Source organism: Ruegeria sp. AM1, assembly GCF_056540745.1.
Genome location: NZ_JBQFXH010000010.1, coordinates 31,768 through 48,027, shown reverse-complemented (window position 1 = coordinate 48,027; position 16,260 = coordinate 31,768). Strand labels below are relative to the sequence as shown.

The following is a 16,260-nucleotide window of genomic DNA, read 5'->3' as shown; positions in this document are numbered from 1 at the left end:
GTCCTCATCTACTCCATCAAGGTCCGTGGGCAGGCAAAGGCAGACATGGCCTCTAGTGCGAAGGGATTGTTCACGCTGTCCGCAGTTATGCGAAAGCGCAGCTCATAGTTTGAGACCCTAAAGGTGGCGTCGAATTCGTTGCGTGATACGGGCGTGATCCGTTGCGCCTGATCGATCAGCTTGAAGGCGCTCCAGTCGCTGTTGACAACCAGATCATCGCTGCGCGCGCTTGGCAAAGCACGAATAAAGGCGCGTCCTGGGTCTTGCCCCGGCCAAGTCAATGCGCGGCGTGGTGCGTTGGCAAATCCATACACCGAAAGCGCGCCGCCAATTCCCAACTGAACGGTCGTCGGATCGCCGCTGCTGCCCATCAACTCGAAATCGACACCCACCTCGGGGCGGGTGGTGCCTGCAGGGAAAAACGCCGTACGAATCTGAGCCGCGCGCTGGAATTGCGCCAGCGCTAGTGAGGTTTGTCCTGTTGTACCTAACCCTCCTTTCCAACTCCACGGATTGCTAGATCGGTCAACGAATGGGTCGAGATTGTTCGCAAGGAATTGATCGAACACACCATCAGGGCCGAAAATTCGTGAGAAATCGTCAAGTGTGACCTCACGCGATTGTTCCCTGTCGAATGGATAGCGCCCCTCGACCGCGCGCGCGCATTGTTGGGCGGGGCCAGCGGCCCATATTTCAGACAGCTCCAGACGCGCTCGGTCCACAGTTCTGGCGGCCAGCGATCCGGCAAGGCCGGTTAACCACGCGTCCGCCGGACCCGGAAGAGCCCGTGCCGAGGCGACAAGCTCCTGAATACCTTCGTTGAGCTGACTTTCTGCAGCAAATACTTCGGCAGCACGGCCATCGTTTGCGTTTACGCGATTGAGTTGCTGATAGATCCCGTCAAAAAGCGGGGTCAACGCTGCGAAACCTTCAACGTTTTCTTCATTCGCTTCCGTTTCGGCCTCAAGTGCGCGACGTAGTGGGCCGAAGAGGTCTGGCGCTGCGGCGGGATCGAATGATTGTGCCGAGGCATCCAGGCCACCGGTTGCATTGCCGAGCGGCGCGCTCAGGTCCGTGTGCTTGGCGATATCGGTCGCCAGTTGTCGTAAAGGGGCGGTGTTCGAGGCCAGCAGCAGGAGCAGATCGGCCCCATCCCCCAAAGAAGTCACATCGCGCAAGCGGATATCGCCAATCGTATCGCGCCATTGGCTGCTGAACTTTGTCCAGTAGAGCTCTACCGAGTTACGGGCGATATCGCTGACTTCGCCCGGTTGTTGTGCACCTGGCCCCCGCACCCAATCTTCGCTTGCCGCGATTTCGGCCATGGTGGTCACCTGAGGCAACAGAATAGTCTGATAGCCTGCGCTGGTGTAGAGCCCGGGGATCGGTTCCGACAGCGACGTACCCGATATGCGTTCAAAGGCGTCTCCGGCAGCGGGACCAATCGCAGAGGCGACACTCCATCCCGGAATGGCACGCGCTTCGACGCGGGTTTCGACAAGATCAAGCGTGCGCTGCGCCGCCGAGCGGTTGGCGATCGTTTCGCGAGTCTTGGCCACCAGCGCCGTATCGATCTCCAGCACCGGCAAATCCCCACGCTCTAGCATTGCCTCCAGATGTCGGCGCAGTGCGTCGCGGGTAGGCGCCCGTCCAGGACCCGGATAAAGCTCCGCAAATATGTCATCGGACTGCGCCAGCAGCGCGTCAGGATCCACCGGGCCGTAGCCTGCCAGCGAGAGGTAGTGTTTGAGTGTTTCGAAGGCGTCAGCTTCGGTCAAACCTTCCGATTTTAGCCTATCCTTCAACGCCACCATATAGCGGGGTTGCAGATATGTTCCCAGCGCGCTGGCATAAAGATCCTGATAGCGCGCGTCGATCCGTCTTTCCTGCCCAAGCCCAAAGCCCAACAGATAAATCGGTACCTGTTCTGCCTCAGTCTCGAAGGCGGCTGGAGTCTTCTCCAATGTATTCAAAGCGGGGAGCACACGCAGGAAATCGTGATCGCGCACCTGCTGTGTAGGGATGGCGCGTGCACGTGTCGCGTAGTGCGCCAACGTGTCATCGACCCGCGTCAACGCGCGGTTGTTGACGAAATAGCTGCTGATCCAGGAAACCGAAAAGCCCAATACCAGTGCTGCAAGCGCCGCATATCCAAGCGCCGTTACGATTTTGCGGCGTTTTGTGACCCGTCGATCCCGACCAATCAGCGCTGCCTCACCCAAGATTATCTCGGAAAACAGACGTGAAACAAAGTAACTGCGGTTCATTGTCTGGGCGGGTAGGCCTGCAATTCGGCGAGCCCCGGCATCTTGTGTTGCAGAGGCAAAATAAACGCCACGGATCAGCGGCGAGGATACGCTGGCGGCACCTGATGCAAGTTCCTCAATCACTTCGCGCAGACTGTCATGCAGCACCGCGATCTGAGCTGGGAAGCGGAAGATCGCGCCGCGTCGTTCGATATCTGTTTCCTGCTGTAACCGTTCCAACAACAATGCGCTCAGGCGTTCGCTTAGAAGTGCGTATTCGCTACTGAACATCTCGGGCAGATCGCCGTTTGCTTCGGCAGTCTCCAGATCGAAGGTCATTCCCCAGACCTGCTCGCGGGACTGCCCCCCCAGATCTTCGAAGAACTGCTCAAATCCGGTCAACCGATCAGCTTTAGTCAGAACGATGTAAACTGGAACTCGAGCGTTTAGTGTATCTTCGATTTCGGCCAGACGCTGTCGGATCGCGCGCACCTCGCGCAAGCGCTGATCGGGGTCCTGCGTCAACAGGTCTGTCAACGAAAGGGTCAAGATGATGCCATTGATTGGCTGCGCTTTGCGCCGCTTGCGCAACATTGACAGGAAGCCCAGAAATCCGCGCGCATCCTGCTCGCGCTGACTGTCCTGAGTTGTGTATCGGCCAGCCGTATCGATCAGGATGGCGCGGTCTGTAAACCACCAATTGCAATTGCGTGTACCGCCCACACCCTGCACGGGTTCGGCGCCCATCGCATCGCCCAGCGGAAATTTAAGCCCGGAATTGGTTAGCAGCGTGGTCTTACCCGCCCCCGGTGCACCCATCATCAGGTACCACGGGAATTCGTATACATACCCAACACGCCGCTTCGCCACCTTGCGCATAAGCTTCATCGCCTCGCGCAGGCGGTGGCGTAGTTCGTTGATCTCTTCCTGCGTTTCCTCGGCTGCGCGCGCTTCGGGCGATAGAGTTGCATCCTCGACCAACTGCGCATCGGTCTTACGAGCGCGCCGCCATGAGGCGAGTTGCCATACACCGCCGGCCGCCAGTACTATGGCGATGGCTATGATCCGGTTGCGTGCCGGCTCCAACGGAGCAAAATCGCCAAAGGCCAGCCGCGGCCCAAATACCCAGATGATCACACAGATCGCAATCAGCCAGACCAGCACAAGAAAGCGCCGACCGACCACGCCCAGATAGCTGTCGATCTGAGATTTAAGGCTCGTCCACATGCCCAAAGGGTTCATTCAGACACCTCCGACGCATTTCCATCGGTTTCGTAAAATTCCGAAGAGACACTGTCACCGGCACCGCGCACCAGAATTTCAGTGCGGCGGTTTCGTTCACGTCCTTCTTCCGTATCGTTGCTGGCGATCGGTTTTGTGTCGGCCTCGCCGCGGATGTCCACGCTGTCCGATGGCACGTAGCTCACCAAAACATCGCGTACGGCATTCGCCCGCGCGGTCGAGAGGTGGAAGTTCGACGGATAAGGCGCGGCCCGGATCGGCAGGTTATCAGTATGGCCCAGCACCGTGACATTAAAGTCCTCAGCGGCCAGTGCTTCGCCAATACGATGTAGCAGGGGAATGAAGTCCTCTTCGATGCGTGCCGCACCAACGCCAAACGCGCCGGAATTGGAGATACGCACCAGCACGTTGTCGCCATCGCGCAACAGCGTCACCAGCCCCTGTTCCACTTCGGGCTGCAGAAACGAGATAAACACCTCGATCGGTGGCGGCGGTGGCGGCGTGACCACAGCAGGTTCTGGAGGTTCCACTTTAGGCGGTTCTGGCGGCAATTCTGGGGGCGGAGGTGGCAGAACCACAGGTATGAAAAGAGATGGTACATCATCGGGCGGTAGAGCGGCCATTTGGTCCAGTGTGCCATCCGAGGCGCGGCCCAGAAGTAAGGTGAAGGTCAAAAAGATCAGTGACAGGAACAGCAGCGCGAGCCCCGCCAGTAACCAGAACATCCGCCCCCGCCGCAGCGATACATGCGCTGCGTCCTCACCCCGCCAATGAGGCGAGAGGTCCCTGTCGGCGGTACCGAACTGATGCCGCAACACGCGATAGAGGTTGTCGCGGATCTGTGCCAGTTCCAGCCCGCCGCGTGCAGAGACCCGCGTGCGCCCTTCGAAACCCAGCGACAGGCAAAGGTAGATCAGCATAAGGATATCGCGATGCGTGCCTGGCTCCTGCTGGAAGCGGCGCAACAGCTCGAAAACCTTGTCCCCCCCGGTGACATCATGGTGGAAGGTCGAAACTAGACCCTCGACCGCCCAACCTTCGCCCCACGGACGATTACGGATGACGTCGTCCAAAGTGGCACAGACCACGTAGTGAGCTGATCGTGCTTGCAGAGGAACGATTCCGGCAATGCTCAGTCTGTTTTCGTAGTCTTTGACTGCCGCAATGGTTTCTCGCCTCAGCTGACCAAGCTCAGGAGCCATCTCACATTTGCGCATGGTGTGGGCCAGATTCAACAATGGGGCAGCAGCGGCAACTACGACCGGCAAATCGCTTCCGTCCAGCCGGAACCCGGCCAGAATATCCGGGATTGAAACAGGCTTGGGTGTCGGGTCTGGGGCGGTCGCTAGCGTGGGCTTGGCATCTATACGTTTGCCTCCAGGCGTCGGCAGCACGATCAGCGGCTCGTCCTCGCCACGGGACGAGTCGGATGTGGCGGTCACGACTTGATCCCCCAGAGTTCTATCTCAAGCCCCGGGAACTCCGCAGCGAGATGAAGCGCAATGGTGCCGGATTCGATCATGCCGCTCCAGACATCCCCTTGGCTTTCCAAAGAAAAGTAAGTCGTTCCTGTTCTAAAGGGTAATTGTCGCGGAGCCACCGGCAGGGCCCGTACCGGCACACCGGGAAGCGCGACGTTAACCAACTCCGCGATCCGTTCGACCGGGCCGATCTTGATCTGATTAGGCAGCAGACGGCGCAGCCGTTCCTCGGGGATATCTGCCTTTATGGCCAGCACCAGTGCAGCGCCTTCCTTCAGCCCGGCATCTCCGATCATGCCAACGCGCACGCCGTGGCGGCGTTGCTCAAGCGGGATCAGCACAGCGGTTTGGTCCAGCACGGAAGACAGTGCGCGGCGCAACTCATCCATCACGGGCTCAAAACTGGCGCGAGGATCAATATGACGATATGAGGGCATGTCTGCGGGAAGTCGCGTGGCGGTCGTAAAGGTGGCCAGTTCTCCCGCAAGCGAGCGCAAGCTGCGATAAGCCATTTCCGGGTGAATCTGCCCGGCCTGATCTGCAAAATGCTCGATCAGCGGGCTGATCCGGTTGAGGGTCTGTAACATCAGATAGTCACCCAGCTCCGCCGAGCCGCGCAGGCTTGGTTCCGCCGCGCGCCGTGCAATCGCCTCGGCTCGGTGACGCAAAAGGCCCAGTAACTCATTTAGAAAGCCAAGCAGCCGGGGTGCCGCAGCAACCACCTGCACCGGCGGAATCATCTCTGTATCCAGCACCACGCTGAGGTCCCCACGTACCTCGACCACGCGGGCGATGGGCAGCGTTTCGAACCCTGCCAGATCGTCGCCGTCTTTCTTAAGGCTCAGTGCCAGACGACCAACCGAGATGGGTGCTGTGTATGAGATATCGGCATTGTTATCCTCAGCATCGAACTCTTCGCGTGCAAGCCTTACACCGCTCGACGCCACACCATCTCCTGGGCCGAACTCTGGCGCGCCCGGTCGCTGTGTAGGCAGCGCAAGATAAACTGTGATTTCGGTCATCCCCTCGCTCAATTGAAGCGGGGCGGGCAGGGGGCAGTGTTCGGGGGCCGAGAAACTGGTACCATCGGCCAGAGTGCCTCGGATGGTACTGAGGCCCAACCGCCCGATTCCTAGAGCCGCCTTGTCAAGCGTCAGGTCAAGCAGACCCCAAGGATAGGGTGCCAGCGGCGCGGTGCGGTCGCGCACAAGGGCTTCCGCCCAACGGTCAGACTGCTGAAAATGCTGGACCTTGAGGAACATGCCTTCGGTCCATGCGACGCGGTTCTGGGTCTTCAAGTGTCTTGCCTTTCTAGCGGATCATTCAGGGCGTCCTGCAACGCCTGTACCAGCGTTTTTGGATCGAGTGGGCTGCCCGGCGACGACCAGCGCGTACAGTATTCCCGCCAGGCTTCAGCCGAAGGGCGCAAACGCCCGGCAATACCACGTGTCGCAGCGACCTGCTGCGTAATGGTTTGAGGAGCCAAGTCCGCGCGTGCGTCTGCCAGCGCGTCGGTGAGAGTTTTGGTTAGAACGGCCTGAGTTCGTGTAATTCTGGCGATGCGCTCCGACAGAGCGTCGGTCGACAGGCCCGCAGGGTTCGAGAGCAAGATGGCAGGGTCCAATGCTGCGCGTGTCGAGGTTTGCTGATCTTGGATGTCGATATCCAGATCGTTCAATACATGATCGAGTGTCTTCTCAATCCTGGTCAGTCCCTCGAGTGTGATCCTGAGCGCCTCGCCAGCATTGGCAAGTTGCGTGGCTGTGGGCGCGTCGAGTTCGCACCCATACAGCTCGAGTGCATCGTGTAACGGTCTCAAGACAGCGCACTCATGCTTTGTGTTTTCCGTGGCATGCGACGGCTTTTCGGGCACCCCACCCGCCAGAGCCAAGCCTTCATGCGGTGCTGCAATCTGCTCGAAACGGTCGGATGTCAGAGAGTCTCTGTTCCAATCCTCGGGCAGCAGAGCTTGTGCGATGGGCTCGTTGTCGGGACGCGAGGGAAGAGCCTCTTCAATACTTCGGCTGTTTGCGTCTAAATCGGCTCCGTAGCTACCCAACTGGTCCCAATTGGCGTTGCGTGGACTGGGATCGGGGTTCTGGCCCGTCAGGTTTTCTAACCATTCCTCACCGCCGCGGCCCGGCAGCACGCCTAGTGCGCCATCGCCGCCCGGTGTCACGTCAGACAGGATCGCGCTGATGGTTGGTGTAGCAGGATGTGCGAACAGATCGGTTGTACCACCCGTCTTGTCGAACTCTGAATGCTCCAACCTTGCACGCAGTTTGTTGGCTCCAAGCATCAATGTCGTGCCATGGTGGATCGCGACTTCATGGCCGTTGGCCACGGGGTGCCCTTCGATCATCACGTTTCCAGATACCTCGGCAACAAAACTGTTGCCAGCGCGCCGAACAATCACATGAGCCTGGTCACCCGCATCAGGGGAAAGCTTCCATCCGGCCCCGGGGCCGGTGCCAATCTTGAAAGGTGTTGCCCCGTCGGTCATACGCTGACTGCCCGCACCGGGGCCTTCCAGAAGTTCAAAAGTGAGCCTCATGTCAAAACCCGTGTGCTAGAGCTGATGATCGCGTCCTCGCTGTCTGCCTTTGCCGGCAGGCTGCGCGCCCAACAATTCCAATCCAGACGCACCCCTGGACCCGTGCGGTTCATCTGCGTTTGAGGTATGTCACGCCGGTCCAGCACAATCTGAAAATCGAAATCGATCACTGGCCCGACGTATAACCGCGTGAGCCGTCGGATGCGTTCCAGCCGGGGTTGCCCTTCCTCAAAGCTTAGGAAATCAGAATAACGGACAGGCCCGATGCGTATACGGATTTGCCCCGTACGATCAGGAAAATGGCTGCCTGCATTGGCGTCGCGATCCATGATCGCACGACCGTTCAGTTGGGTCTGTTCCAAGATCGGGAGTTCGCGCCAGCGCAAGTGGAATTGCTTGATTTCAATCGGAAGGTTCAGTTCTGCAGACAGAACTTGGCGTAACCCAACAGCACCTCGGGTCCGCTGTGCGTAGAGCCCAGCATAGCGCAGTGTTTCATCGCCCGGCAACGGTGTCTCGCGCCGGAGACCGGGAGTCGCGAAACCGATCAGCGCACGTAGTGCCAACAGGATTTTGTTTTTACTCGCACGATTCCAACGCAAGCGGCGTGGTAAGCTGTATTTCTCATCCACTTCGACGAACAGCCAGGTTAGCCGGTCTGAGAAAAGATCGATGAAAGCCGAAAAACCGCCCGCGCGTCGCCTTTGGTCGCGCGCGGCCAACACACCGTAGGAGGGCGGCAGGGGGGAAAGTGGTCCTAGAAGACCCATGACCGGTGTTTCCACCTCGATGAGTTCTGCGGTCTCGTAAACGGCGGTGATCGGTCGAGGCGTTGCAGCATCCGCGGGTACGGTCCGCCCTACGATACGTCGGCCGCTGCGTTTCGCCTCAGATTCAGCCACACGCAACGCCGTAGATGTGTCGAACCAAGAAGGGTGGGATTTCAACAGATCAAATAGGTGCGTATCAGTCATATCAGCGGCTGCTCCCCGGAACGGGCGGCAAACTGAACCAGCGCATCACTTCGCCCTTTGAACTGTACACGCAGCCGAGTGAAAGTATTGATTGTGGTGTACGCGCCCAGAAAGTGATCAATCACACTGCTGAACAGCACCGCCCGGCCCGGTTCAATCTGATCGGGATCGAAGACGAGCGTTACATCGATCCCGCTGACCACGACGCCCGACAGGCGAGTGATGCCAGGGGTGCTGTGCACCTCTTGGATTGCATCGATCATTTGCGCGGTTTCACGGCTATCGCCGGGGTCGTAAAGTCGCAAGATACCTTTAAGCGCGGCTGTGCCTTCGGTCTCCAGCGACAGATGGTTCAACGACAAATGAGACATCAGTTGCCAACGGTGATCTTCTGAGCGGTTGGCACGATCTGGCAAACTCATGGGGCGGAGGCACGTGATTTTTCCCGCTCCCTCGATTGGCGAAGCGAAGCTCAGGTTGGGTTGGCCGCCGCCAAAGGGCAGCGAGCGTGGCAAGTCGCCATTGGTGGCAAGGATATCGATCCCGGCGGTCAGTTCGCCCGGCGCAGTAGCCTCACCTCGTTGATCAACAAAGGCGATTGAGGACCGTTGAGCAGTGGCGTCACTTGCGCGAGTGCTGCGGTCGATCTGATAAAAGACACCCTCATGCGCGAGGTCGTTGACCCGGTGAAAAAATGGCTGTGCAGGAATGGTTCGACCGGCCGCATCGCTGAGCGTCACCCGAGTGATAGAATGCACCTGCCGTGTATCAGCACGCCGCGCATCCGCCAAAAGCGGAAAGCTCGTGCGTGTGCCGTTCAACATCACTGGTTCTGCGCGGGTTTCGAACAGGTTAACTGCAGGCGTTGCACCCAACAACAAAGACTGCTGGTTCACCTGCCGTTCAAGCAACGCGGGGGCTCTATCTAGATAGAGATACAAATCCAGTCGGTCAGTCTGACTGACCGGTCCCGTTTCGACGTCGAAGAACAGAAACTTCTCGGGGAGCACAAAGAACTCGGTCAACATGCGGTAGCCCGGGAAAGCACCTTCAGGGCAGGGCAACAGCGCTTCACTTATGTCGAAACCGACGGGTTTCAGGGCCGAGGATTGCAGGAACCGCGCGGATGTGTCGGAGGCATGTGTAGCCACCGCAACTCCAGTCACATGCCGGGTCAGGTGTGCGTGGAGGGCCTGAGCTTGCCGCATGGGTCCCGCTACAAAAAACCGGAACCGGTTTACTCCAAGCTCGGAAATTGGGGTCTTTCCTATAGGTGTCAGAGTGATCTTCAAGCAGCCCGCAGGGCTGTCGCCGGGCAGCGCGGGTGCTTCGATGGGGCGGTTCATCATCCGAACCACCTCAATCCGGATCGGTGCCAGGTTTACGTCTTGGGTTGTCTTGAACCGGCAAACATCGCCTTCGACGCGCTCGCTCTCGATCAGTGTTCCGCGCGGCAAGATTTGCTGAACGTCCGTTTCGGGGTCCGTTGCAATGGACAGCACTGTCATCGCGGGCAAGGGAGCCAAATAGTGCGGGTAGAGCGTCTCCAGCAGCCCCTCGCTCAATTCCGGCAGGCTGTCATCCAGCTTTTGCCGCAGCCGCGCGGTAGAATAGGCAAAGCTCTGGACCAGCCGTTCAACATGTGGGTCATCGCTAGTGTCGGCGGACAGGCGCAGCCTGCCGGCGATCTTGGGAAAGGCGTCGGCAAATCGGGCCGCTCGGTCACGGAGAGTCTCAAGTTCTTCGCTGTAATGCTCCAGAAACCGGTTATGCATTGCGCGCACCGCTAATCACAGTAAAGCCGTGGGTCGCCGGATCGAGACGCGTTTCGAAGCTCACCGGCGGTAGGCCGGGACGGGCGCGGAAACGGGCGGTGATCCGCAGGCGCAATGTGCGTCGGTCCTGCTGCGGTGTAGGCAGCAGTGAAACCGACAAATCTTCAAGGCGTGGTTCAAATCGTGCAATGCGCTGCTCGATCCGCGCAGCGAAGCGGCGGCGCTGTTCGTCGGTGACGAGGTTGGCATTAAAAAAGTCTTCGACCCCGAAGCTAATCAAGCTGTCCTTGAGCATTGGAAGATCTGTGGGCGGCGAGGTTGGTCGGCAACGCGTATTCAGAAGGATTGCCAGATCACGCCGCACCGCCTCACGCAGCCCCTCAAGCGTTTCGGATTGGCGAACGGGCGGATCATGGGGCAACTCGGGCTCAACGTCGGTTAGTCGATCGATCAGCGAAGGCGCCAGACGCTCCTGACGCGGAGGGGTGAGATCGCGGGACATTTTAAGTGCTACCCTCCGGAAAGCGGAGGATTGTCGCGCTGGCGCAGGTCCGCATCTCATCCCCGACAAGCCAGCCGCGCTGACCATGACCATACACAATTCCGCCGGGACCTTCGGTAAAATCCGTGATGTGGCCAAGCGATTGGGCGCCGCCCTCGGGTGCAGGGTAGAGCGCGGGTACCAGCAGATCAGCTGCAGAGCCGTCGTGCAGTGTCACCCGCGCGCGGCGGTAGGCCAGATCAAGCGGGCGCGCGATTGGCTCAAAGATGACCTCCTGTAAGGTGCTTAGGTCCAGCCACATATAATTGCCGCCTGCCGTTACCACCTCAAGCGCGTGGGGTAGCCGATCATCGAGATCGCGGAACTCATCGACAACGATGTTGTCCCAGATCGCGGTTTGAGCGCCGCGTTCTGCGTCCAATTGGTCTAAAAGCGCGCGCGCATTGGTCCCATTCCCGGCACGCAGCGCTACATTCATGTCCAGTGCCAGCTTGCTCAGAGGTGAGGGTTGGCCGGGGAAAACCGGCACGGCACCCTCGCGCCACCAGGCATTGCGGGCATGGATGCCGCGCAGATGTTGGCGTAACACGCCCAGACCAATAGCTTTGTCTGGCGCGTTCTGGCCCGCCAGTTTGGCATGGGTCTCGGCCCGGTCCAGATCGCCCGCCAGAACCGACAACTCGGCCAACAGCATGCGCGCGTCGAAATCGCGCGGCCGGGATTTTACTGTGGCGACAGCTGCGTCAACGGCTCCGTTCAGATCATCGGCTTTAAGCGCGCTAGAAATCACTTCGGCAGTCTGGCTCATGCAACAAGTCCTTCGTGAGGGGCAGTGCTCGAGCTGTCGGTGACCAGATGAAAACTGGTCGAGACATCGTCGAGTTGGAAATGAGGTTGCAGTCGAATAGTGCAATTATATGTGCCAGGCCGTCCCGGAATTGGGCCGACGGAGACACCCGCGTCACGCAAGGGATACTGCGCTTTCAACTCGTTTTCTGCGTCGTCGTTGCCCAGGCAATAGCCGCGCAGCCATGTTTCGAGGTCCGCCTGAACAGTTTCAGGATCGGCGATCGAGCCGATCTCGTCTCGCATGATCACCTTTAGGTAGTGGGCAAAACGAGAGGTGCAGAGCACATAGTGCAGCATCGCTGCTAGCCGGGCATTCTGTGTTGCGATGGGTCTGTCATAGCGTTTCGGGATATGCAGCGAAGGCAGCATGTTGAACACCGGGTCCGTGTCGAGATGCAGATGGGACAACGGGATGATGCCATGCTCGCAGAGGGCTTCCTCCTGCTCTGAAGACAGGCGCAATTTCACCGGGCTCTGGGCTGATAGGCCATGCGCATCGGTGTCCATGTCCACCGGGTCCAGACCAACCACGCGGCCGCCGCCGGCCTCGTCCTGATATGCCCCGCGAATAGCTGCAAACCAACCGCTGGACAGGAAAGCGTCGATCACCGCCAACGCAAAGCCAAACGCACCATTGCAAGGCAACGTGTCCGCCACCGCGTCACGTTGGACAAAGGGGCGGGGTCGATAAGGATCATCGCGGCGCATCAGCAGCAGATCAGGAGCGATCAAACCGACAAAGCGGGTATCCTCGGCTTGCCTCAGCGATTCCCATCGGGAAAAATCGGGTTGCTCGCGTTGGATCAGATGTGCGGGTTCGATCCCGGTGTAGGGTGCCAGCTCATCGAAACTGGCGAGCCCGAAGGCCTGCGGCCCTGCGGCCGCAACAAACGGGCAAAACGCCGAGGCTGCAACGGCCGCCAGTCGGCGAATAGCATCTACTGTGTCTGCCGCGCCGCTATCCGCCTGATGAGACAGCTGATAGTCGCCAATCAAAAGGCCAAAAGGCTGCCCGCCGGGCATCCCGAATTCTCCGTCATGGACCAGACGGTAGATGTGGCTTTGATCGAAATCGGCGGCGCGTTCTAGTCCACGCGCAAGAGTAGGCCAATCGACATCCAGTACCTTGACGATGACACCGTGACCGGGATCGGAACGATCGACCAGCAGGCGCAGTCCCCGCCACCGCGCCTCGAGCGCATAGATGTCCGGGTGGGCACGGATGACCTCGAGCTGGCGCGATATGACTTTATCGATACGGGCGATCACCGCGTCGATGCGGGCGAACAGGTCCGCCCGCCGCAAATCATCCATAGAAGCAGCGCGCGCTTCCGCGCCCTGCCGTTTGTTCCCACCCTGATCCAGCATCTCAGTTCTTTTCTGGAATCCTTGCAACCATTCGCAATGCAGTGGTCAGTTCTTCCATCTGCAGCCAAGGGCGCAGCCAGGCGACCGCGTTGTAGCTGCCGGGTCGGCCGGGGATTTCTTCGACTGAAACTTTGGCGTCACGCAGCGGGTATTGCGCCCGCGCCTCGGGTCCCGCGGCGTCATTGGCGTTAACGTAGTTGTTGATCCAGCGGTTCAGCCAGTCTTCGCAATCCTCAACCTCCATGAACGAGCCGATCTTGTCGCGTCCAATCACCTTGAGGTAATGCGCAAACCGCGAGGTCGCCATCATATAGGGCAGACGCGCCGAGATCGCTGCATTCGCAGTGGCCTCGGGCCGGTCGTACTTCTTGGGCTGGTGCGTAGTCTGCGCGCCGAAGAACACAGCATAATCGGTGTTCTTGTAGTGGCAGAGCGGCAGGAACCCGTTTGCCCCCAATTCAGCATCGCGGCGGTCAGTTATGCCGATCTCGGTAGGGCATTTCACATCCGTGTCGCCCTGATCGGTCATGAAAAGATGCGTCGGCAACCCTTCGACCTTGCCTCCATTTTCAGCGCCGCGGATCGCAGTACACCAACCGCTTTCCGAAAACGCGCTGGTGAGTCGCGTTCCCATCACATAAGCCGAGTTCATCCAGCAGTAATTGTTGTGCGGAATCTGCTCACCATCATAGGCGATGGCTTCGTTATAGTCGAACTCATCGATCTTTTTAGTCCGTTCGCCATATGGCATCCGGGCCAGAACGCGCGGCATCGTCAGCGTGACGAACCTAGAATCCTCACTGTCTCGGAACCCACGCCATTTGGTATACTCTGCACTGTCGAAGATTTTGGACAAATCGCGTGGCTTCGACAGTTCAGTATAGTCGTCAAACCCAAACATCCGAGGACTTGCTGCCGAGATAAAGGGGGCAAAAGCCGCCGCTGATACCTGGCTCATGCTGGAAAGCAGTTCGACATCCTCAAAGCTGTTATCAAACTCATAGTCACCGATGATTGCGCCGATGGGCTCGCCTCCGGGCGTACCGAACTCATCTTCATAGATCGATTTAAACAGGCGCGACTGATCGAACTCGACAGCCTTGGACAAATCCCGGGCCAGCTCTCTCTTCGAGGCGTTCAGTACGCGAACCTTCAGGTTATTGCCGGTGTTCGATTCATGAGTCAGGTGCCGCAGACCGCGCCAAGAGCCTTCTAGATCGGCAAATTCCTGCGACTGCATGATTACCGCCAACTGGCGCGAAATCCTAGCGTCGATCTCTTCGATCGCTTTGGTCAGAGTGATCGTCAGGTTACGGCTATACTGCACTGTACCCGACAATGCGGCGTCGGTCAGTGTGCGCATAAGTTCCGTTGCACGGTCCGGTTCGGTCTGGCGCGTGGCGCCGATGACTTGATCCAGCAGGTTCGCGTTAGTGGCTTCACTTGTCTCGGCCAGCTTGTTTTCGGTTTGCGCTTCCATCACTGGTCCTCCGCTTCAGGTTGGCGTGACTTGATCTCGCCGACGATTTTGGCCACTGCATCGTTGTCCTGCAGAATGTCCTCCAACAGACGCTCCAGTTCTTCTGATCGGTCTGCCTTGGTCAGCAAGTCCCTAAGATGATTACGGCTTTCCAGAAGAGCCTTGAGCGCGGGCACCTGTTCGACGACCCGCGCTGGCTCGAAATCGTCCATCGCACTGAAAGATAGATCGACCGACATCATCGCGTCTTCGTCCTCGACAAGTGTATTTTCGACCTTGGTGCTAACGCCCGGGGTCATACGAGCCATGACATCATCGAAATTATCGCGATCAATCTGAACAAACTTACGCTGACCGAACGGGGCGAGTTCTTCCGTCGGATTACCCGAAAAATCGCCAAGTACGCCGACTACGAAAGGCAGCTCTTTTTCGACCATCGCGCCTTCGGTTTCGACCTCATACTTGATGTGAACGCGCGGTTTGCGCACTTTATCCAGTTTGTCGTGAATGCTGGCCAATGTCTTACTCCTTATAATACTTGCAAAAACGAACGCCGATCGGATGACGTTCTGGATGATGTAGCAACCGCGGCAGCCTGATCGCCCGACCGATGACAGTTGCAGAGGGTCAATGTGTTTTGTCCCCCGTGTCCGTAATGTTGATCCCTGCGGTTGTAAGAACCGCCGCCCGCGCGTGGTCGTCAGGCACGAGCTCTGTCAAAAGGCTAACGAAATCCATGCGACCGCGGCGAACCAGCGTTTCAAGTGCGTCGGCCATGGGCGAGTGAGGCTCGGTTTTGCGAAAATATGCGGATACCTCGTTCAACCGCTTGAACGCATCCTCTCGCGAGCCGATAACCTCGGCCTGAGGCGCCGTTTTCGAAACATCTTGTGGTTGATCATCTTCGACTGTTTCTATGTGCCCTTCAAGCGCGGCTAGTCGGCGCACTGTACGCGCTGAATCGTCGATAATATCACTGATCTGAGCGAAAGACGGTGCGTCAGTACCACGCAAATTGCTGAGCCGAACATCCAGATCGCGTATCGCCTGTGCCGCGTCTTCAATGTGCTTCAGATGGGTCTGCATCTGCGCACTACCCGATTGATGCATGGCATCTCGGACAGCATCTTCTGCCCCACCATTCTGCACATCCCACAGGGTCATCTCACCGTAGGAGGCATCGGGCGTAAGCGATAGCAAACGTAGTGGTTGCAACAGAACACCCGGCCGTCCAGACCCGTTCAGCCCGGCAAGCGCTGCGAACGTATCGTCATCTGCATCTTCCGGCTGAGGGTGTAGCGCATTACCGAAAGCGGCCACCATGTCATCCACCAATCGAATTGCACGAGCGAGCCCCTCAAACCCATCCAAACGCGTCTGAGCCTCTACAAGCCAGGCCGCAACTTCTACATCTTTTGCATAGTTGGAAAGAATACGTTCTGCCAATCGGCGAACTTCCATCCATTCCTTTTGCGCAGACAATAGGGGGTATATTGCACGCTCTGAGATTTCAAATTCCCGCTCAATCAACCGCGCGGAAGATCGGAAATCACGCAATCGGCGGTAAACCTCTCTTGCCTCGTTGGATTTACGCGGATTTTCGCCAATAAGTTGCGCATAATCTGCGCTTCCAGCGGGTTTTAAAGTGGTGTTCATCGCGATCTATTCAATATTTTTATTTTATTTCAATAAGTTAGCTTATAATACACTGAATTTGTGAAGTTTCCAAGACGGTAGCTAATCCGTATTGTGCCAGCAATATAGTTGCCCTATTTTCAACTAAGAGGCG

Annotated in this window: 12 protein-coding genes; all 12 read right to left on the bottom strand. The window is 58.3% G+C overall.

The features are described 5' to 3' along the window. Positions 1 to 8: 8 nt before the first annotated feature. Positions 9 to 3,488 carry a type VI secretion system membrane subunit TssM gene (tssM, locus tag ACR0I7_RS16585; protein WP_480512968.1) on the bottom strand — a complete coding sequence of 1,160 codons (3,480 nt, stop codon included), beginning with the start codon at positions 3,486 to 3,488 and terminating at the stop codon, positions 9 to 11. After that, a complete protein-coding gene (gene tssL / locus ACR0I7_RS16580) occupies positions 3,485 to 4,930 on the bottom strand; it encodes a type VI secretion system protein TssL, long form (protein WP_480512967.1) in 1,446 nt (481 codons plus the stop codon). The genes tssM and tssL overlap by 4 nt, the downstream gene beginning before the upstream one ends. Then, on the bottom strand, positions 4,927 to 6,267 hold the full coding sequence (gene tssK / locus ACR0I7_RS16575) for a type VI secretion system baseplate subunit TssK (protein WP_480512965.1): 1,341 nt from the start codon (positions 6,265 to 6,267) through the stop codon (positions 4,927 to 4,929). The genes tssL and tssK overlap by 4 nt, the downstream gene beginning before the upstream one ends. Then, positions 6,264 to 7,523 (bottom strand): hypothetical protein, encoded by a 1,260-nt coding sequence (locus ACR0I7_RS16570; RefSeq protein WP_480512963.1) that lies wholly within the window; start codon positions 7,521 to 7,523, stop codon positions 6,264 to 6,266. Before ACR0I7_RS16570 ends, tssK begins: the two co-directional genes overlap by 4 nt. Then, entirely contained in the window at positions 7,520 to 8,497 is a 978-nt protein-coding gene (gene tssG / locus ACR0I7_RS16565; RefSeq protein ID WP_480512961.1) for a type VI secretion system baseplate subunit TssG, read from the bottom strand. Before tssG ends, ACR0I7_RS16570 begins: the two co-directional genes overlap by 4 nt. Next, complete coding sequence (gene tssF / locus ACR0I7_RS16560; RefSeq protein WP_480512959.1) at positions 8,494 to 10,272, bottom strand: type VI secretion system baseplate subunit TssF; 1,779 nt, start codon at positions 10,270 to 10,272, stop codon at positions 8,494 to 8,496. The genes tssG and tssF overlap by 4 nt, the downstream gene beginning before the upstream one ends. Continuing rightward, a complete protein-coding gene (gene tssE / locus ACR0I7_RS16555) occupies positions 10,265 to 10,774 on the bottom strand; it encodes a type VI secretion system baseplate subunit TssE (RefSeq protein ID WP_480512957.1) in 510 nt (169 codons plus the stop codon). Before tssE ends, tssF begins: the two co-directional genes overlap by 8 nt. 1 nt (position 10,775) lies before the next feature. Further along, positions 10,776 to 11,582 (bottom strand): type VI secretion system accessory protein TagJ, encoded by an 807-nt coding sequence (locus ACR0I7_RS16550; RefSeq protein ID WP_480512955.1) that lies wholly within the window; start codon positions 11,580 to 11,582, stop codon positions 10,776 to 10,778. Next, a complete protein-coding gene (tssC, locus tag ACR0I7_RS16545; RefSeq protein WP_480512953.1) occupies positions 11,579 to 12,991 on the bottom strand; it encodes a type VI secretion system contractile sheath large subunit in 1,413 nt (470 codons plus the stop codon). The genes ACR0I7_RS16550 and tssC (ACR0I7_RS16545) overlap by 4 nt, the downstream gene beginning before the upstream one ends. Before the next feature lies 1 nt (position 12,992). Next, the gene (tssC, locus tag ACR0I7_RS16540) at positions 12,993 to 14,471 is read right to left on the bottom strand and encodes a type VI secretion system contractile sheath large subunit (protein WP_480512952.1); all 1,479 of its coding nucleotides are present in this window, start codon (positions 14,469 to 14,471) and stop codon (positions 12,993 to 12,995) included. After that, entirely contained in the window at positions 14,471 to 14,989 is a 519-nt protein-coding gene (gene tssB / locus ACR0I7_RS16535; RefSeq protein ID WP_480512950.1) for a type VI secretion system contractile sheath small subunit, read from the bottom strand. Before tssB ends, tssC (ACR0I7_RS16540) begins: the two co-directional genes overlap by 1 nt. A gap of 109 nt (positions 14,990 to 15,098) precedes the next feature. After that, positions 15,099 to 16,127, bottom strand: coding sequence for a type VI secretion system protein TssA (tssA, locus tag ACR0I7_RS16530; protein WP_480512948.1), 1,029 nt, complete (start codon positions 16,125 to 16,127; stop codon positions 15,099 to 15,101). Between the last annotated feature and the right edge of the window lie 133 nt (positions 16,128 to 16,260).

Bases quoted from the DNA above. Each gene is read 5' to 3' on its own strand.
- ACR0I7_RS16570 (WP_480512963.1), bottom strand. From the start codon at position 7,523: ATGAGGCTCACTTTTGAACTTCTGGAAGGCCCCGGTGCGGGCAGTCAG.
- ACR0I7_RS16550 (WP_480512955.1), bottom strand. From the start codon at position 11,582: ATGAGCCAGACTGCCGAAGTGATTTCTAGCGCGCTTAAAGCCGATGAT.
- tssF (WP_480512959.1), bottom strand. From the start codon at position 10,272: ATGCATAACCGGTTTCTGGAGCATTACAGCGAAGAACTTGAGACTCTC.
- tssA (WP_480512948.1), bottom strand. From the start codon at position 16,127: ATGAACACCACTTTAAAACCCGCTGGAAGCGCAGATTATGCGCAACTT.
- tssM (WP_480512968.1), bottom strand. From the start codon at position 3,488: ATGAACCCTTTGGGCATGTGGACGAGCCTTAAATCTCAGATCGACAGC.
- tssE (WP_480512957.1), bottom strand. From the start codon at position 10,774: ATGTCCCGCGATCTCACCCCTCCGCGTCAGGAGCGTCTGGCGCCTTCG.
- tssC (WP_480512952.1), bottom strand. From the start codon at position 14,471: ATGGAAGCGCAAACCGAAAACAAGCTGGCCGAGACAAGTGAAGCCACT.
- tssG (WP_480512961.1), bottom strand. From the start codon at position 8,497: ATGACTGATACGCACCTATTTGATCTGTTGAAATCCCACCCTTCTTGG.
- tssC (WP_480512953.1), bottom strand. From the start codon at position 12,991: ATGCTGGATCAGGGTGGGAACAAACGGCAGGGCGCGGAAGCGCGCGCT.